General features: G+C 73.0%; 15 protein-coding genes and 1 pseudogene. 6 read left to right on the top strand and 10 right to left on the bottom strand.

Features of this window, described 5'->3' with window-relative positions; all coding sequences use genetic code 11:
• The first annotated feature begins 70 nt into the window (after nucleotides 1-70).
• The 4 genes and pseudogenes from DRB96_RS26740 to DRB96_RS45000 form a co-directional block, all read left to right on the top strand.
• Nucleotides 71-1,057 carry a hypothetical protein gene (locus DRB96_RS26740; protein WP_239516738.1) on the top strand — a complete coding sequence of 329 codons (987 nt, stop codon included), beginning with the start codon at nucleotides 71-73 and terminating at the stop codon, nucleotides 1,055-1,057.
• Nucleotides 1,058-1,157: 100 nt separating this feature from the next.
• Complete coding sequence (locus DRB96_RS26735; RefSeq protein WP_112450758.1) at nucleotides 1,158-1,364, top strand: hypothetical protein; 207 nt, start codon at nucleotides 1,158-1,160, stop codon at nucleotides 1,362-1,364.
• A gap of 197 nt (nucleotides 1,365-1,561) precedes the next feature.
• A complete protein-coding gene (locus DRB96_RS26730; protein ID WP_112450757.1) occupies nucleotides 1,562-3,802 on the top strand; it encodes a molybdopterin-dependent oxidoreductase in 2,241 nt (746 codons plus the stop codon).
• Between the two features lie 83 nt (nucleotides 3,803-3,885).
• Nucleotides 3,886-4,023: pseudogene (locus DRB96_RS45000) on the top strand (orotate phosphoribosyltransferase); the annotation flags it as partial.
• Nucleotides 4,024-4,053: 30 nt separating this feature from the next.
• Here DRB96_RS45000 and DRB96_RS26720 read toward each other — a convergent pair.
• Nucleotides 4,054-4,443: a hypothetical protein gene (locus tag DRB96_RS26720; protein WP_112450756.1), complete on the bottom strand. Its 390-nt coding sequence runs from the start codon at nucleotides 4,441-4,443 to the stop codon at nucleotides 4,054-4,056.
• Nucleotides 4,444-4,551: 108 nt separating this feature from the next.
• Nucleotides 4,552-4,992 carry an STAS domain-containing protein gene (locus DRB96_RS26715; protein WP_112450755.1) on the bottom strand — a complete coding sequence of 147 codons (441 nt, stop codon included), beginning with the start codon at nucleotides 4,990-4,992 and terminating at the stop codon, nucleotides 4,552-4,554.
• 615 nt (nucleotides 4,993-5,607) lie between these two features.
• Between DRB96_RS26715 and DRB96_RS26710 the strand changes: the two genes are divergently transcribed.
• The gene (locus DRB96_RS26710; RefSeq protein WP_112450754.1) at nucleotides 5,608-5,949 is read left to right on the top strand and encodes a MerR family transcriptional regulator; all 342 of its coding nucleotides are present in this window, start codon (nucleotides 5,608-5,610) and stop codon (nucleotides 5,947-5,949) included.
• A gap of 30 nt (nucleotides 5,950-5,979) precedes the next feature.
• Here DRB96_RS26710 and DRB96_RS26705 read toward each other — a convergent pair whose 3' ends face one another.
• Both DRB96_RS26705 and DRB96_RS26700 read right to left on the bottom strand, forming a co-directional pair.
• The gene (locus DRB96_RS26705; RefSeq protein ID WP_112450753.1) at nucleotides 5,980-7,443 is read right to left on the bottom strand and encodes a hypothetical protein; all 1,464 of its coding nucleotides are present in this window, start codon (nucleotides 7,441-7,443) and stop codon (nucleotides 5,980-5,982) included.
• Nucleotides 7,440-8,639, bottom strand: a complete 1,200-nt coding sequence (locus tag DRB96_RS26700) for a hypothetical protein (RefSeq protein WP_112450752.1) — start codon at nucleotides 8,637-8,639, stop codon at nucleotides 7,440-7,442. The genes DRB96_RS26705 and DRB96_RS26700 overlap by 4 nt, the downstream gene beginning before the upstream one ends.
• A 215-nt stretch (nucleotides 8,640-8,854) precedes the next feature.
• On the opposite strand from DRB96_RS26700, the gene DRB96_RS26695 reads away from it, so the two are divergent.
• Nucleotides 8,855-9,265 (top strand): hypothetical protein, encoded by a 411-nt coding sequence (locus tag DRB96_RS26695; protein ID WP_112450751.1) that lies wholly within the window; start codon nucleotides 8,855-8,857, stop codon nucleotides 9,263-9,265.
• Between the two features lie 83 nt (nucleotides 9,266-9,348).
• On the opposite strand, the gene DRB96_RS26690 is transcribed toward DRB96_RS26695, so the two are convergent.
• The 6 genes from DRB96_RS26690 to DRB96_RS26665 all read right to left on the bottom strand — a co-directional run bounded on the left by DRB96_RS26690 (nucleotide 9,349) and on the right by DRB96_RS26665 (nucleotide 15,953).
• On the bottom strand, nucleotides 9,349-11,754 hold the full coding sequence (locus tag DRB96_RS26690) for an excinuclease ABC subunit UvrA (RefSeq protein ID WP_112450750.1): 2,406 nt from the start codon (nucleotides 11,752-11,754) through the stop codon (nucleotides 9,349-9,351).
• Between the two features lie 80 nt (nucleotides 11,755-11,834).
• Nucleotides 11,835-12,251 carry a VOC family protein gene (locus DRB96_RS26685; protein WP_112450749.1) on the bottom strand — a complete coding sequence of 139 codons (417 nt, stop codon included), beginning with the start codon at nucleotides 12,249-12,251 and terminating at the stop codon, nucleotides 11,835-11,837.
• Between the two features lie 10 nt (nucleotides 12,252-12,261).
• Nucleotides 12,262-12,681: a helix-turn-helix transcriptional regulator gene (locus tag DRB96_RS26680; RefSeq protein ID WP_112453728.1), complete on the bottom strand. Its 420-nt coding sequence runs from the start codon at nucleotides 12,679-12,681 to the stop codon at nucleotides 12,262-12,264.
• A 159-nt stretch (nucleotides 12,682-12,840) separates the two neighbouring features.
• Entirely contained in the window at nucleotides 12,841-14,163 is a 1,323-nt protein-coding gene (locus DRB96_RS26675) for an ATP-grasp domain-containing protein (RefSeq protein WP_112450748.1), read from the bottom strand.
• The gene (locus DRB96_RS26670; RefSeq protein WP_112450747.1) at nucleotides 14,156-15,394 is read right to left on the bottom strand and encodes an MFS transporter; all 1,239 of its coding nucleotides are present in this window, start codon (nucleotides 15,392-15,394) and stop codon (nucleotides 14,156-14,158) included. The genes DRB96_RS26675 and DRB96_RS26670 overlap by 8 nt, the downstream gene beginning before the upstream one ends.
• Nucleotides 15,384-15,953 (bottom strand): alpha/beta hydrolase, encoded by a 570-nt coding sequence (locus DRB96_RS26665; protein WP_112450746.1) that lies wholly within the window; start codon nucleotides 15,951-15,953, stop codon nucleotides 15,384-15,386. Before DRB96_RS26665 ends, DRB96_RS26670 begins: the two co-directional genes overlap by 11 nt.
• Nucleotides 15,954-15,955 lie beyond the last annotated feature (2 nt).

The following is a 15,955-nucleotide window of genomic DNA, read 5'->3' as shown; positions in this document are numbered from 1 at the left end:
GGGCGTCGCGGGCCCGGCAAGATCCGAAAGAGACGGCCTAGACCCGGGCGAAGTGCGGTAGTTGTCCACGGTGGACGTGGTACGGGAGTCGGCCGGGGCCGGCCGGGTCGTCCTGTTCGAGGAGCCGGCGCGGGACGGCGCGCAGGCGAAGACCTTGATGAGCGTCGGCTTCCGGGTCCGGCTCGCCCGTGAGCAGGGCGCGGTGTTCGGGGCCGACGGCCCCCGGCGCGTGGTCTTCGCCGCGGGCTTCCCCTCCGTGTGCGGGCGGGAGTTCGAGGTGACCCGGCAAGTCGCCCTGGAGGCGCAGGAGTCGGTGAGCCCGTCCGTGATCTGCCGGGCCAAGCCGCAGGATGCACGGCTCGCGCTGAGCGCCGTCCGCGGTGCCGCGCACGGCCCGATCATGGTCATCGTGGCCGCTTCGGAAGCCACCGCCCGCGCCTTGGTGCACAGCGACGCCCGCACGGCCCTGGACCGGGGCCTGGACGTGGTCAAGGATCCCGTGGACCGCGCGGACGGCACGGCCGTGGACGTCTGCCTGGTGGACACCCCGCGCGCGGACCACGCCCTGGTCGCCGAGTGCGCCGGCAGGATGACGGCGCAGGGGGCGGCCGCGATCGTCCTGGCCGACACCGTCGGCGACCTGCTGCCCGGCCAGACCCGGGACCTCTTCCGGCGGGTCGCCACCGGCGCCGGACCGCAGACGGTCCTGGTCTCGCACCTCCACAACGACCTCGGCCTGGCCGACACCCTGGCCGCACTCGAGACCGGGGCGCGGGTCGCGGCCTGTTCGTGGCTGGGCATGGCCGAGCGCAGCGGAATGGTCGCCACCGAGCAACTGCTCTTCCTGCCCTACGACCCCGAGCGGCTCCTGGGCCTCGCGCCGACCGTGGTGCTGCCCCACCTCGCCGGCCGGCGCGTACTGCGCGCGCTCGCCGAGCGGCTGGGCCACCGGCTGGATCCGGACCAGACCCTACGTCGTCACCGCCACCAACCCCGGGGCCGTCAACGCGGTCAAGGGACGCCCCACCGGTCAGGAGGTCGCCCTGTGGGTCCATGACGACGCCGTCTGGAGCGACCTCGGCCCGGAACTCGACCTGGAACCGGCCGCCCTGCGGACCGCGTTCACCCTGCTGCGCGAAGAACTGGTCACGCTGCTGGTGCCCGTCCGCGCCGGCATCCGCCCGTCGCCCTGGACCGCTCCCGCCCTGCGCGACCCCGCCGCCCCCCACGCGGCCACCACCATGCTGCGCATCGGCCCCGGCGGCGAGCTGGCCCACGTCCGCCACGGAGCCCAGGACCAGGGGTACGGCCCCGACCCGGACGCCTACCTGGCACACCTGCGCGCGCCGGCCGCCGGCCGCTGACACCGGGCGGGCCCCCTGCCCTCCCGTTCGGAGTGACGGCGAGGTGGGACAGCGCCTTCACTCTCCGTGATGCCCACAGGCCGGAGCCGGGCCCAAGGGCCCGGCCGAGGTGACTTCCGGCGACTCGATGATCGATCAAAGCGGGTGTCTCATGGAGGGGACGGCGACGGAGCCGCCGCAGCCGGAGGTGCTCGGACATGGTCGGCAAGGTTCAGGAGAAGCACGGCTACTGCACGCTGTGCAAGTCGCGGTGCGGTGCGGTGTTCACCATCGAGGACGGCCGGCTGACCGGCGTCCGCCCCGATCCCGCCCATCCCACCGGCGCCGCCATGTGCCCCAAGGGCCGGTCGGCCCCGGAGCTCGCGCACAGCACGGCCCGGCTCACCACGCCGCTGCGCCGAACCCGCCCCAAGTCCGACCCGGACCCGGGCTGGGAGGCCATCTCCTGGGCCGAGGCCATGGACGAGATCGCCTCGAAGACCGCCGCGATCGCGGCCGAGAGCGGCCCCGAGGCCGTCGCCTTCGGCGTCGCGACTCCGTCGGGCACCTCGGTCTCCGACGCCACCGAGTGGATCGAGCGGTTCGTCCGCCTCTTCGGCAGCCCGAACACCGTCTACAGCGCCGAGATCTGCAACTGGCACAAGGACGTCGCGCACGCCTTCACCTTCGGCTCCCCGATACCCCCGCCCGACTACGCGCACACCGACCTGGCCCTGCTGTGGGGCTTCAACCCGGCCAAGACCTGGCTGGCGCAGTCCGCCGCAGCCTCCGCGGCCCACGCGAACGGCATGAAGCTCGCCGTCGTCGACCCCCGCCGCTCCACCAGCGCGCTCTCCGCCGACCACTGGCTGCGCGTACGGCCCGGCACCGACGCCGCCCTCGCCCTCGGCCTCGCGCACCTCCTCATCGAGACCGGCGGCTACGACAGCGCCTTCGTCCGCGCCTGGACCAACGCCCCGCTCCTCGTGCGCGCCGACACCGGCCGCTTCCTGCGGGCCGGCGAACTGCCCGGCGGCGGACAGGGCTTCGTCGTCATGGACGAGACCGCCGGGCGGCCCGAGGCGTACGACACCGCCCGCGCCGCCGTCGCCCCCGAGCGCTTCGCCCTGCGCGGGACCTTCGGCGTCGACACCGCCACCGGACCCGTCGAGTGCGCGCCCGCCTTCGAGCGGTACGCGCGGGCCTGCGCCGAGTGGACACCGGACCGGGTCGCGGCCACCACTTGGATCCCCGAGCGCGAGATCCGGGCGCTGGCGGCGGAGCTGGCCGCCGCCGACGTGGTCACCTACTACGGCTGGACCGGGGTCGGGCAGTCCGCCAACGCGACCCAGACCGAGCGGGCCCTCGCCACGCTCTACGCGCTGACCGGCTCCTACGACTCCCGCGGCGGAAACCACGTGGCGCCCCCGCCCCCGTACCACCCCGCCGCACCCTTCTCCCTCGTCGACCCCGTCCAGCGGGCCAAGGCCCTCGGCCTGGACAAGTATCCGCTCGGTCCCCCCGCCTCCGGCTACATCAACGCCGGCGACCTGTGCACCGCCATCGAGACCGGCAGCCCCTACCCGGTGCGCGCCCTGATCGGCTTCGGCTCCAACCTGGTCGTCGCCCAGCCCGGCTCCGACCGCACCGCGGCCGCCCTGCGCCGGCTGGACTTCCAGGTCCACCTCGACCTCTTCCACAACCCCACCAGCGCGAGCGCCGACATCGTCCTGCCCGTCAACAGCGCCTACGAGCACGAGGCCCTGCGCTTCGGCTTCGAGATCAGCCACCGCGCCCAGGAACACGTCCAGCTGCGGCCCCGGATGATCGAACCCCAGGGCGACTCCCGCTCCGACACCGAGATCGTCTTCGACCTGGCCTGCCGGCTCGGCCTGGGCGCGCAGTTCTTCGACGGCGACGTGGAAGCCGCCTGGAACTGGCAGTTGGCACCGCTCGGCCTGACCGTCGCCGGCCTGCGCGAGCAGCAGGGCGGCGTACGGGCCCCGCGCGAGCTCGCGTACCGCAAGTACGCCGAGCCGACCGGCGGGGACGGCGCCGTACGGGGCTTCGGCACGCCCACCGGACGCGTCGAGCTCTACTCCGAACGACTCCTGGAGCACGGCTATCCGCCGGTCCCCGAACACGTCGCCCCGGCGCCCGTGGACGAGGCCTTCCCCCTGGTGCTGACCTGCGCCAAGCACGGCTACTTCGTCCACAGCCAGCAGCGCTCCCTCACCTCGCTGCGCCGCCGCGCCCCCGACCCGTCCGTCGACATCCATCCCCGGGCCGCGCCGGCCCGGGGCTGGACGTCGACGGACGGGTCGCGGGCGCGGCGGCGCAGCGGGGTGAGGGAGCGCTGCTGGCTGTGGACGAAGCAGCCGTGCTTGGCGCAGGTCCGCACCAGGGGGCAGGCCTCGTCCACGTGCGCCGGGGCGACGTGTTCGGGGACCGGCGGGTAGCCGTGCCCCGGGCGTCGTCCGGCGTAGAGCTCGCTCCGTCCGGTGGGCGTGCCGACACCCCGTACGGCGCCGTCCCCGCCGCTATCGAGGGCACCGACGTGAAGGCCAAGCGCTGCCTGGTCGTCGAGGACACCTCGACCACCGGCGGTTCCCCGCTGACCGCCGTCGCAGCGGTCCGCCACGCCGGCGGCGAGGTCGTCCCGGCCGCGACGATCGTCGACCCGAGGCTGCCGCCCGCAACCCGGCAGGGCCTAAGCCCTGCCGGTGCGGGTGGTCAGCACCCGGCCCAGGTCCAGCACGCTCAGGCCGAACATCACGACGCCCAGGGGGACATGGAGCGTGGGCATGTGCGCGATGCCCAGCACCACCTGGACCGAGGCGAGGACGAGGAAGCCGGACGCGTACAGGATCGGACGGGGCGAGCCGCCGCCCGGACGCCAGGCCAGGACCGCGGCGAGCACGTAGAGCATCGTCGCGCCGTACATGACGCGGGCCCCGACGCCGTGCAGGGTCTCGCCGTACGACGAGGACAGCAGCAGCCCGGCGGTCGTCGCCTGGAAGAAGATGGCCAAGGTCTGCAGAGCTATCGCGACCTGCGGGAACGTGAGTCGGCCCGGTGCTGCCGTCGTCTGCGTGGCCATGGTGCGGCCCCCCTGTTCTGCCTCGCGGCGGTGGATCGTCAGTGTCTCGACAGTCCGACGACGCGGGCCCGCGAAATGTGAGGTGGGGCGCGGAAATCCGTCGGCGGCCTACCGCGGGAGTCCGTCCGGGCCGCCTCCGGGAAGGCGGCCCGACGGGGCCGGGGGCGGCGTCGGGTCCACGGGGAAGAGGGCCAGGGCGCCCGTGATCTCCAGGAGGCGGAGCAGCTGGGGGCCGGGGGCCGCCAGCCGGATCGCGGTGCCGGCCTCCTGCGCCGCGCGGCGGGCGGTGAGGAGCGCGTTGAGGGCGGACGAGTCGCAGAAGGTGAGGCGGCTGCAGTCGACCACCACCGCCTTGGCCGGCGAGGCGGGGGCGTTCACGTCTGCGTGGGTCTGCGCCTGGGCGAGGGCGAGGGCTTCGGTGAGGGCGAGCAGCAGGGCGGAGGCGGTCTCGATGTCCATCTCGCCGACGGGCCTGACCGCGACGGCGCGGTCCAGTACCTCCACGGCGATGTCCTTGCCGCCGGCCTCGCGGGCAGGGCGTTCGACCACGGTGGATCACTCCTTGGTTCTACGGGTCAAGGCCTGGGGGCGTTGCGGCGAGCCGGGCGGTCCGCTGCCCGCGCACGCGGATACGAGTCATGTTCACGATCGATTAGCTCCTCGTCAAACACGCGAAAATCTATCGCGGCTGGAGTAGACATTCACGTGCAGCGTGACTATGGTTTGTCTCGTAACCGAGATCTACACGCAGTACGCAGAGCGGTGCGGTGGCGGAGCTCCGAAGCCAGGTTTGTGCATGACGGCGACGGGACTGGCGACCGGACCGGGCGGCCCGCAGTGATCAGGGGCCGCCGCGAGCAGCACCCAGCAAGGCAGTACCCAGCACGTCAGCAAGTGATCGTTTCAGAGGGAAGAACGGAGGAGTTGAGCGCCATCAGGATCGCCCGGGTCGAAACACCGAGCCCGGGTACCGCAGGACATCGATGGTGAGGTGGTCTCCGGTCAAGCAACCGCGATCCCCGCGCCCCCGGCAGATTTCTGGCCGGGCCCGCGGAAAACAGAAAGTCGGCGCAGCACTGGGCCGGCAGATGGTGTAGCAGTTCCTTCGGGGCCCTGGTGCCGTTCGGCGCCAGGGCCCCTCCACGCGTTCCCTAGAGAGGTGCGATGACAGCAGACGACTCGTTCGACCGTCTCGACGACGACGACTACCCCGCCTACACGATGGGCCGGGCCGCGGAGATGCTCGGCACCACCCAGTCCTTCCTCCGCGCCATCGGAGAGGCCCGCCTCATCACCCCGCTGCGCTCCGAGGGCGGCCACCGCCGCTACTCGCGCTACCAGCTGCGCATCGCCGCCCGCGCCCGCGAGCTCGTCGACCAGGGCACCCCCATCGAGGCCGCCTGCCGCATCATCATCCTCGAAGACCAGCTCGAGGAGGCCCAGCGGATCAACGCCGAATACCGCCGCGCCGGCGACAGCCCGCAGCCGCCGCCCGCCGCCGTGTGACGCCCCGGCGTTCCGCGGACAGGCCGCCGCCTACCTCCAGTACGGGCCGTCCCGCGCCTCGTGGAGGTCCACCTGGTGCGAGGCGCTCAGCTTGGTCGTGCCCGGGCCGAGGAGGAACGGCTTGCCGTGGTCGGACAGCGTGAACTCGGCGTGCTCGCCCGTCGGCAGGATGACGGTCACCTCCACCGTGAACCCGAAGGTGGCCTGCTCGGGGCCGATCACCGCGGTGATCCCGGCCGCGCCCGGACTGCCTTCCGCGGCGCCCTCCGAGAAGGCGAACTCCTCGTCCACCGCGAGCGGCATCGACTTGCCGACACCGCGCTCGGGAGTCCAGTCCGGGTCGTACTTCAGCGAGCCGCTGGGGAACGGGCCGAGCGCGTGCAGCGTGTCGGGGTACAGGTTCCGGTTGATGTCCGGCCTCTCGTACGGCTCGTGGGCGTCCACACCGGCCGGCGCGCACGAGTAGCGGTGGCGCTCCCCGGCGTCCCCCCGGACCGATTCGAGCCGCACCCGTGCGTCCAGCACGGCCCCCTCCGTACGGGCCGGGCCGCTGATCTCCAGTTGGAGCCGGTGGTCCCCCGCCGGGACGCCCCCGCCCTTCAGCACGGACGCGTACATCCGGCGGCAGCCCACGCCGCTCAGGGCCGCTTCGGCGCCGACCGCGGACGCCGGGTCCTGGGGCGTGTCCGACTCCGCTTCCCAGCTCTGCTCCTTCGGCAGGAGCAGGGCGGCCACGGAGACCCCCGCCCGGGTCGGCCGCGGGTCGCCGAAGGCCCGGGACAGCGGGCGCGGGCCTTCGAGCGCCTCGTCGGCGGGGGTGGCCAGCGGGGTCGTCACCGAGGGTGCGAGGGTGAAGGGCCGGCCGCCGTCGTCCACGCGTACGGTGACCCGCTTGCCGTCCTCCTCCACGTCCAGTTCGAGCCACCAGGCGCAGGTGCAGGAGCTCGTCGTGACGCTGACCATGCCGCCGGCCGAACCACCGGCCCGGACGGGGAGCACGGCTCTCTCCCCGGTCGCCCCGGCGTCCAGTGAGAGCCGAACCGGGCTCACCCGTTTGTCGCCCACCTCGGGCAGGACCCTGACCCGTTCGTCTCCGTAGCTGCCGGCGCAGCCGACGTCGTCCCCCCGCGGGACGGTCAGCCGCGGCCCCTTGACCACCCGGATCCCGCGCACCACCACGGCGTGGGAGGCCGGCGCGCCGACGGCGTAGGCGACGGTGACCTGCCCGCGGGGCACGGCGCGCGATGCGGTGGCCCACTGGAACAGCGGGGTGCAGCCCAGCGCGTCGCGCATCAGCTCGGCCGGCGGCTTCCGGCCGGGCTCGGGCAGGGTCGCGGTCCAGGGTGCCTGAAGCAGCGCGGCGCCGGTCGCGCGCACCCCGGAGGCCGGCGGTACGGGGAACCGCGCGCGCAGGACCGTGACCGTGAGGGCCGAGCACAGCGCGAGGACGAGGACGGCGGCTGTCACGGCGGCCGCGGAGCGGGCCCTGGTCATCCGGTGGTCGCAGGGGTTTCGGGGGTCGCGGGGTTTTCGAGGTTGTGGGCCATCCACCCGTGGGTGGTGACGTTGCAGAGGAACCTCCCCGTCCCGGGCGGGACCCCCTGGGCGAGGGTGAACGGACCTTCGCCGCCGGCCACGATGAGGTGCTGCGGCCCCTCGCCCGCCTGCTGGGTGTAGGTGACGTCGAGCACGAACTCGTAGGTGACCGCCGGACCCGTCACCTCGGGCGCCTTGACCTCGACGTCGAAGTAGGCCGGTTCGCCCTGGGCCGCCACCTGGACCGTGCCGCTCGGGTACTGCCTGGGCGGGCCGTCCCCCGAGTCCCGCTCGGCGGCGGGCCGCTCGGGGTGGGACAGGTCGAGGAGCACCCGGCTGACCTCGGAGCCGCCCTGGGGTCCACCGCACTCGTAGAGCGGGCCGGCGGGGGCGGGGTGCTGGCGCTCGATCCGGGCGCGCACGGAGGTGATGGTGGCGGGGGTCCGGGTGAAGTTCGTGAGGATCAGCCGGACCCGCATCATGCCCGCGTTGACGCCGCCCTCGCTGACCATGCCGGCGAGCGCGGCCTGGGGGTCGTCGTGGAGCCAGCGGCTCTTCTCGTACGTCGAACCCGGCGCGGAGCGCACCAGGTGGTGGTCGCTCAGCAGGTCCCACCAGACCTCGGCGTCGGCGCTGATCTTGGGTGCGCCGGGCGGTGGTTCGCTCACCGACCAGATGTCGAGGTACGCGGAGACGACCGCGGCGACCACGGCGCTGAGCACCACCCCGGCGGCGGCCAGCAGCACCGTGCCCAGCCGGCCCCGGGACCGGGTGGCGAACGACTCCCGCTCCGTTTCGGGCGCGGCCCCGGCCCCGGCTGCGGCTGCGGCTGCGGGAACAGGCTCGGCGTCGGGCTCAGCCGCGGGCTCGGCCTCGGCCTCGGCTACGGCCTCGGCTACGGGCTCGGCTTCGGCTTCGGGCTCGGCCTCGGCTCCGGGCTCGGCGTCCGCGACGGGCTCGGGCTCCGCATCGGCTTCGGGCTCCGCCGGCTCGGCGGCCCCGGCAGGCGTCGCTTCCTCGGCGGCGGCCGGTTCCGGCTCGGAGACGGGGCCCGGCTCGGATTCCGGCTCGGGCTCCGGCCCGGCCTGCGGTTCGGCGGGATCCGCCGGGTCCGCCGGGCGCACGGGGTCCTGCTCGCTGCGCGTTTCCGTCATGGCTCCCCCAAGCCTCGGCCTTGCGCACACACACCCGGCTGCCCTCCGGGGTGACGCCATGGTGCGGCACCCCCCGGCCCCGGACAGAGGCGAAAAGCAGCCGGATCCCGGAAACGGGCGGCGGATTTCCATCCCCCCGCTCCGATGATCAGCGGCGCCTCCGCCATGGACAATGGCGTTCCCACCGGCTTTTACGAACCAACGGGGGTTCCCTCATGACAGCGCACGAGACCGACGTCGTGGTCGAGTGGAAGAAGGGCGACACCGCGATCCGGTGGAGCGGACCCGCGGGCGACGTCGCGAAGCTGTGCGGGCTCCCGCCGGAGTCCGTCATGGCGTGGCGGGAGGGCGGCGAGACGCTGGTGCTGGTGGTGGAGGCGCTGGACTGCACGCCCTTCACTCCTTCGGACAACGCGGTGGTCTTCCGGGCCGACGGCTCGGAGCTCTTCCGGCTGCGCCCGCCGCGCGACCTGCTGGGCGACCCGGACGACGTACACGGCTTCGGCTCCGCCCACCCGCAGCACGAACGGCCGCTCGTGATCATGGCCACGCGCAACAGCGGCGACTTCCAGGGCCGCATCGACCTGGAGTCCGGCGAGATCACCGACACCAACACCTGGCGCTGAGCGACGGCGGGCCGCGGTGGCCGACACCACCGCGGCCCGCCCCGCCACCCGCCCGGTACGGCGCCGCCCGGTCAGTCGCCCGGTCAGCCGCCCACGTACGCCGAGAGGTGTTCGCCGGTGAGGGTGGAGCGGGCGGCGACCAGGTCCGCCGGCGTGCCCTCGAAGACGATCCGGCCGCCGTCGTGGCCCGCGCCGGGGCCGAGGTCGACGATCCAGTCGGCGTGCGCCATGACCGCCTGGTGGTGCTCGACGACGATGACCGACTTCCCGGAGTCGACGAGCCGGTCGAGCAGCCCGAGCAGCTGCTCCACGTCGGCGAGGTGCAGACCGGCGGTCGGCTCGTCGAGGACGTAGACGCCGCCCTTCTCGCCCATGTGCGTGGCCAGCTTGAGCCGCTGCCGCTCGCCGCCGGACAGCGTGGTCAGCGGCTGCCCGAGGCTGAGGTAGCCGAGCCCGACATCGGCGAGCCGGCCCAGGATGCGGTGCGCGGCCGGGGTGCGCGCCTCGCCGGCGCCGAAGAACTCCTCCGCCTCGGACACCGACATCGCGAGCACCTCGCTGATGTCGCGGCCGCCGAAGTGGTGTTCCAGCACCGAGGCGTGGAAGCGCTTGCCCTCGCACTCCTCGCAGGTGGTGGCCACCCCCGCCATCATCGCCAGGTCGGTGTAGATGACGCCGGCGCCGTTGCAACCGGGGCACGCACCCTCGGAGTTGGCGCTGAACAGGGCCGGCTTCACGCCGTTGGCCTTGGCGAACGCCTTGCGGATCGGGTCGAGCAGCCCGGTGTACGTCGCCGGATTGCTCCGCCGGGAGCCGCGGATCGCGCCCTGGTCGATCGCGACGACGCCCTCGGCGGCCGCCACCGGGGCGGACACCAGCGAGCCGTGCACGAGCGAGCTCTTGCCGGAACCGGCGACGCCCGTGACGACGACGAGCACCCCGAGCGGTACGTCGACATCGACGCCCCGCAGGTTGTGCGTGCTCGCGCCGCGGATCTCCAGCGTGCCGTTGGGCTCGCGCACCGTCTCCTTGAGGGTCGCCCGGTCGCCGAAGTGGCGGCCGGTGATGGTGTCGCCCTTCCGCAGCCCCTCGACGGTGCCCTCGAAGCAGATGGTGCCGCCGCCGCTGCCGGCGCCGGGGCCGAGGTCGACGACGTGGTCGGCGATCGCGATCGTCTCGGGCTTGTGCTCCACGACGAGCACCGTGTTGCCCTTGTCGCGCAACCGCAGCAGGAGGCCGTTCATCCGCTGGATGTCGTGGGGGTGCAGGCCGACGGTGGGCTCGTCGAAGACGTAGGTGACGTCGGTGAGCGAGGAGCCGAGGTGGCGGATCATCTTGACGCGCTGCGCCTCGCCGCCCGACAGCGTGCCGGACGGCCGGTCGAGGGAGAGGTAGCCCAGCCCGATCTCCACGAACGAGTCGAGGGTCTGGCGCAGGGTGGCCAGCAGCGGGGCCACCGAGGGCTCGTCGAGGTCGCGGACCCACTTCGCCAGGTCGCTGATCTGCATCGCGCAGGCGTCGGCGATGCTGATCTTCTTGATCTTCGAGGACCGGGCCCCCTCGCTGAGCCGGGTGCCGGCGCAGTCGGGACAGACGGTGAAGGTCACCGCCCGGTCCACGAACGCCCGGATGTGGGGCTGCAGGGAGTCGACGTCCTTGGACAGCATCGACTTCTGCATCTTCGGGATGATGCCCTCGTACGTGAGGTTGATCCCCTCGACCTTGATCTTGGTCGGTTCCTTGTGGAGCAGGTCCGCCAGCTCGCGCTTGGTGTACTTGCGGATCGGCTTGTCCATGTCGAAGAAGCCGGAGCCGCTGAAGATGCGGCCGTACCAGCCCTCCATGGTGTAGCCGGGGACCTTCAGGGCGCCCTCGCTCAGCGACTTCGTGTCGTCGTACAGCGCGGTGAGGTCGATGTCGTTGACCGAGCCCCGGCCCTCGCAGCGCGGGCACATGCCGCCGGTGATCCTGAAGCTGCGCCGCTCCTTCACCGTCTGCCCGCCGCGCTCCACGGTGACCGCGCCCGCCCCGCTGATCGAGGCGACGTTGAAGGAGAACGCCTTGGGCGAGCCGATGTGCGGCTTGCCGAGCCGGCTGAAGAGGATGCGCAGCATCGCGTTGGCGTCGGTGGCGGTGCCGACCGTGGAGCGCGGGTCGCTGCCCATGCGCTGCTGGTCGACGGTGATCACGGTCGTCAGCCCGTCGAGCACGTCGACCTCGGGCCGCGCCATCGTCGGCATGAAGCCCTGGACGAAGGCGCTGTAGGTCTCGTTGATCATCCGCTGGGATTCGGCGGCGATCGTGCCGAACACCAGCGAGCTCTTGCCCGAACCGGAGACGCCGGTGAACACCGTCAGCCGGCGCTTGGGAAGCTCGACGCTGACGTCCTTGAGGTTGTTCACGCGCGCGCCGTGTACGCGGATCAGATCGTGGCTGTCCGCTGCGTGCGGCGCCGGCGCCGGCGTGTCCGTCCCCTTGGCCCTGCTCATCGTGTCGTGCCTCCATCTGTCGGACGGGCCGTCTTCACGGTCTCCGCCTGAGTCTGCCCGGCTGCCTGCCGCAGGGGTACCTACCGCTTGCGGGGCTGGTTGAAGCGGAGCATGTTGCCGGCCGGGTCGCGGAAGGCGCAGTCGCGGACGCCGTACGGCTGGTCGACCGGTTCCTGCAGCACTTCGCCGCCGGCCGCCTGGATGCGTTCGAAGGTGGCGTCGACGTCGTCGGTGGAGAAGATCACGCCGCGCAGCAGGCCCTTGGCCAGCAGTTCCGCCATCGCCTGGCGGTCGTCCTTCGAGGCGTTGGGGTCGGCGAGCGGCGGTTCGAGGACGATCTCGACGTCCGGCTGCGCGGGTGAGCCGACGGTCACCCACCGCATCCCCTCGAAGCCGACGTCGTTGCGGACCTCCAGGCCGAGGACGTCGCGGTAGAAGGCGATCGCCTTGTCGTGGTCGTCGACGGCGATGAAGCACTGGGAGAGGTTGATGTTCATGGGTTCGACGCTACGAGGCGGGGCCGGATTCCGCTTCTCCGATCCTGACCGGTCTCGTACGGACCTTGGCGACGCACGCCGGGATGGGGGCGCCGGCCTCGTGGGGGCGGGCCCGGTAGGCGCTGGGGCTCTCGCCGACCAGCTCGCTGAAGCGCGAGCTGAAGGATCCCAGCGAGGTGCAGCCGACGGCGAAGCAGACATCGGTCACGCTCAGGTCGCCGCGCCGCAGGAGCGCCTTCGCCCGCTCGACGCGGCGGGTCATCAGGTAGTTGTACGGGGTCTCCCCGTAGGCGGCCTTGAAGCTGCGGGAGAAGTGGCCGGCCGACATGAGGGCGACGGCCGCCAGGGCCGGGACGTCCAGCGGCTGCGCGTAGTCGCGGTCCATGGTGTCGCGTGCCCGGCGCAGGCGTACCAGGTCCTCCAGCGTCATGCCCACCAGCATCGCACCGTTCCCCGGCCCGCACCGGGCCGCACCGGGCCTCGCCGGGCCGCACCGGGCCTCGGCGGGCCGCACCGGGCCTCGGCGGGCGCCGCGGGCGCACCGCGCGGCCGTGTGGTGCGGCCCGCGCGGTGCGCCCGTACGCGCGGGTCAGCCGGCGCGCAGTTCCATGAGCGCGCCCCGGCGGTCGAGCTCCAGGACGCGGGCCGTGTCGCGGGCGAGGGCCTCGGGGTCCGTGTGGGCGAGGACGACGCGGCCGTAGGAGGTGATCAGGTCGGTCGTCTTCTCGACCCGGTCCCCCGGAACCTGGCCGCAGGTGTCGAAGAGGTAGGCGGAGAGGTCCCGGCAGGACTCCCCGACCCGGTTCGCCGTGACCACTCCGGACGCCGGCGAGGACAGGAAGCACTCGACGACGCCGCGCCGCAGGGCGGGCCGGACCCCGGCCTCGCGCAGGAAGTCCGCCGGGGACACCCGCGAGGCCAGGGTGAGGTCGATCAGGGAGTGCGAGGAGGACTCCTCCACCAGCCGAGGGCCCAGACCCCCGTGCATCCGGGCGCCCGTCTCGATGAGGACCGGCCCGTCCGCGGTGAGGATGAGCTCGCTGTGGGCGGGCCCGTTCTCGATGCCCAGCGCGGACAGGACCCGCTCGACGTAGGCCGCGATGTCGGGGTGGTCGCCGACCTCCACCGAGGTCATCGCGCGGTACACGGGGTTCCCGTCGACGGTCTCCTTCGTGTAGCGGAACATGTCGACGACGAAGGCCTTGCCGTCGAGGGACACCGAGTCGACGACGAACTCGGGCCCCACCAGGCGTTCCTGGACCAGGAGTTCGGTGATGACCTCGCCGGCGAGGTCGACGCGGCCGAAGAGCCGCTCGCACGCGGTGCGGACCTCGTCCAGGTCCGCGCAGAAGAAGACCCCGTCGGTGGCGAAGGACCGCAGCGGCTTCACGACGTACTCGGCCAGTCCGCTCGCCGCGCACCAGTCGAGGAGGGACGCGGTGTCGGAGGCCATGTGGTGCGGGATGTGCGCCAGGCCGGCTTCGCGCAGCCGGCCCTGCATGAGGAACTTGTCCCGGCGGGCCTCGGAGGAGCCCGTGTTGGGGCGCATCCCCCAGTGGGAGGCCAGGGCGTCGAACGCCTCCACTCCCGGTTCGGAGCCGCAGACGAGGTGCTCCGGGCGGCCGCCGCACAGGGCCTCCAGGGCGGCGGCCGTGGTCTCGGCGTCCGTGTAGCGCACCTCGGCGGCGAAGTCCTCGGCCGGGTAGGACGCGGTGAGCGCGGGCGGCAGGGTCCGCGAGGTGAGCACGGCGATCGACCGCAGGCCGTAGAGCTCCTGCGCCCGGCGGGCGAGGGCCGAGCCGCTGGAGTACGGGTCCACCACGACGAGGGTGCCCGCCGGGGCGGCCGCGGTGGCGGTGGCGCGGATGTCGGTGCCGCGGGTGTCGGTGCCGCGGGTGTCGGTGTCAGGCATGTTCGAGGACCTTCTCTTCGCGCCCGGCCGCCGGGCCGGGCTCGGTGCTCCGCACCAGGGTCATCGCGAGCGATCCGACCAGCGCGCAGCCGGCCGAGACCCACAGGGCGCTCTGCCAGCGCCCGCCGTCGAGCAGTTCTCCGTAGACGGCGGCCGCGACGGCTCCGCCCAGGTAGAACGAGGACTGCCGCAGGGCGATGGAGACGATCTGGCGGGCCGGCGCGAAGCCCGACATCGCGACGGTGTCCAGGAGCGGCATCAGGCAGTAGTTGAACAGCAGGCGCAGCAGGTAGAGCACGGTGAAGACGGCCAGCGGCACGGTCAGGGACTGCAGGACCAGGCCGAGGACGGCGAGGACGCCGAACACCGCCGTGCTCGGGCGCAGCGAGAAGCGCCGGACCAGGACGGGCGCGAAGATGGCGCCGAAGATGCTGACGATCTTGTCGGTGCCCAGGATGAGCGAGATGTCGCTCACCGAGATGTCGTAGATCTGCGCGAACAGGACGTTGGCGAAGCGGAAGAACAGCGCGATCGACGCGCCCAGGAAGCCTGCCGCGACGAAGAGCGCCACGAAGTTGCGCTTCTCCCCCTGCGTCCGCCCGGCCCCGTGCCCGGCCGCCGCCGCCGCGGCCGCGGCGGCCGCCTTCGGGACGGCCCCGGCGGACGGGAAGCGCAGGACCAGCATCACGCAGGCGGCGAGGAAGGACAGCAGCAGGAAGAAGCGGTACTTGTCCAGGTCGCTCGTGTGGAGCCAGCCGCTGACCACGGACACCACGGCGGAGCCGACGACGCCGGCGCCCAGGTAGCTGATGAAGAACCCGCTGAACAGGCGGGTCCGGGCCTCCGCCGGGACCTGCGAGCCGGCCATCGCGTTGCCCACCGAGAGCAGGCCCAGCATGCCGGCGAGGATGAGGCTCAGGACCACGGAGGCCGAGGCGATCGAGGCCACGAACGGCAGGCCCGCGAAGGGCAGGGTGTAGAGCACCGAGGCCCCGATGAGCAGGGTCCGCTGCGACAGGTACCGGCCCAGGAACAGGAGCGGGACGACCGCGACGGCCATGGCCCCGGTGGCGATGGCGTAGATGACGCCGGCGTCGCCCTCGCTGATGCCGCGCTCGGCGAGGTAGAAGTTGAACACCACGTCGAACATGGTGTTGGCGAGCCCCATGAAGAAGGAGGCCGCCAGGTAGAAGTAGACGGGCCGCGGCACCGCGGAGAACCTACCGGGCATCGGGGACACGTCCTTCGGTGGTTTCCAGCGCGGTCCCGCAGAACTGCTCGATCAGCCGGGCCACGTGGTCCCACGGCCCGTAGCCGTCCCGCGTCGCCAGGTGCCCGCCGCCGGGGACGATCTCGACGGCGCTGTCCCACACGTCCGCGAGGTGCAGGGCCCGCGCCAGCGACAGGAACGGGTCGTTGTCGGACACCACGAGCTGCGTCCTCATCGGCAGCGGGGCCTTGGGCAGCGGTGCCTGCGGGGCGATGGCCGGCAGGGCGTCCGCCGCTTCCACATCGGCCGGAGCGACCAGGAGCGCCCCGGTGACCCGGCTGTCCCAGCGCGTCGCGGCCCACTGCGCGACCGTCACCGCCCCGCAGCTGTGGCCGATGAGGAGGACCTCGTCGTCGACGGCCCGTACGGCCTCGTCGAGGGTGGCGACCCAGCGGTCGCGCTCCACGCGCGCCCAGTCGTCCTGGACCACGCGGGAGAACCCCTCGTAGGTGTTCTCCAGGTGCGTCTGCCAGTGGTCCGGGCCGGAGCCGGTGTATCCCGGTACGGTCAAGTAGTGCATGG

The organism is Streptomyces sp. ICC1 (assembly GCF_003287935.1).
GTDB classification, from domain to species: domain Bacteria; phylum Actinomycetota; class Actinomycetes; order Streptomycetales; family Streptomycetaceae; genus Streptomyces; species Streptomyces tritrimontium.
The sequence above is the reverse complement of the archived record's forward strand: the minus strand, read 5'-3'. Positions and strand labels throughout refer to the sequence as shown.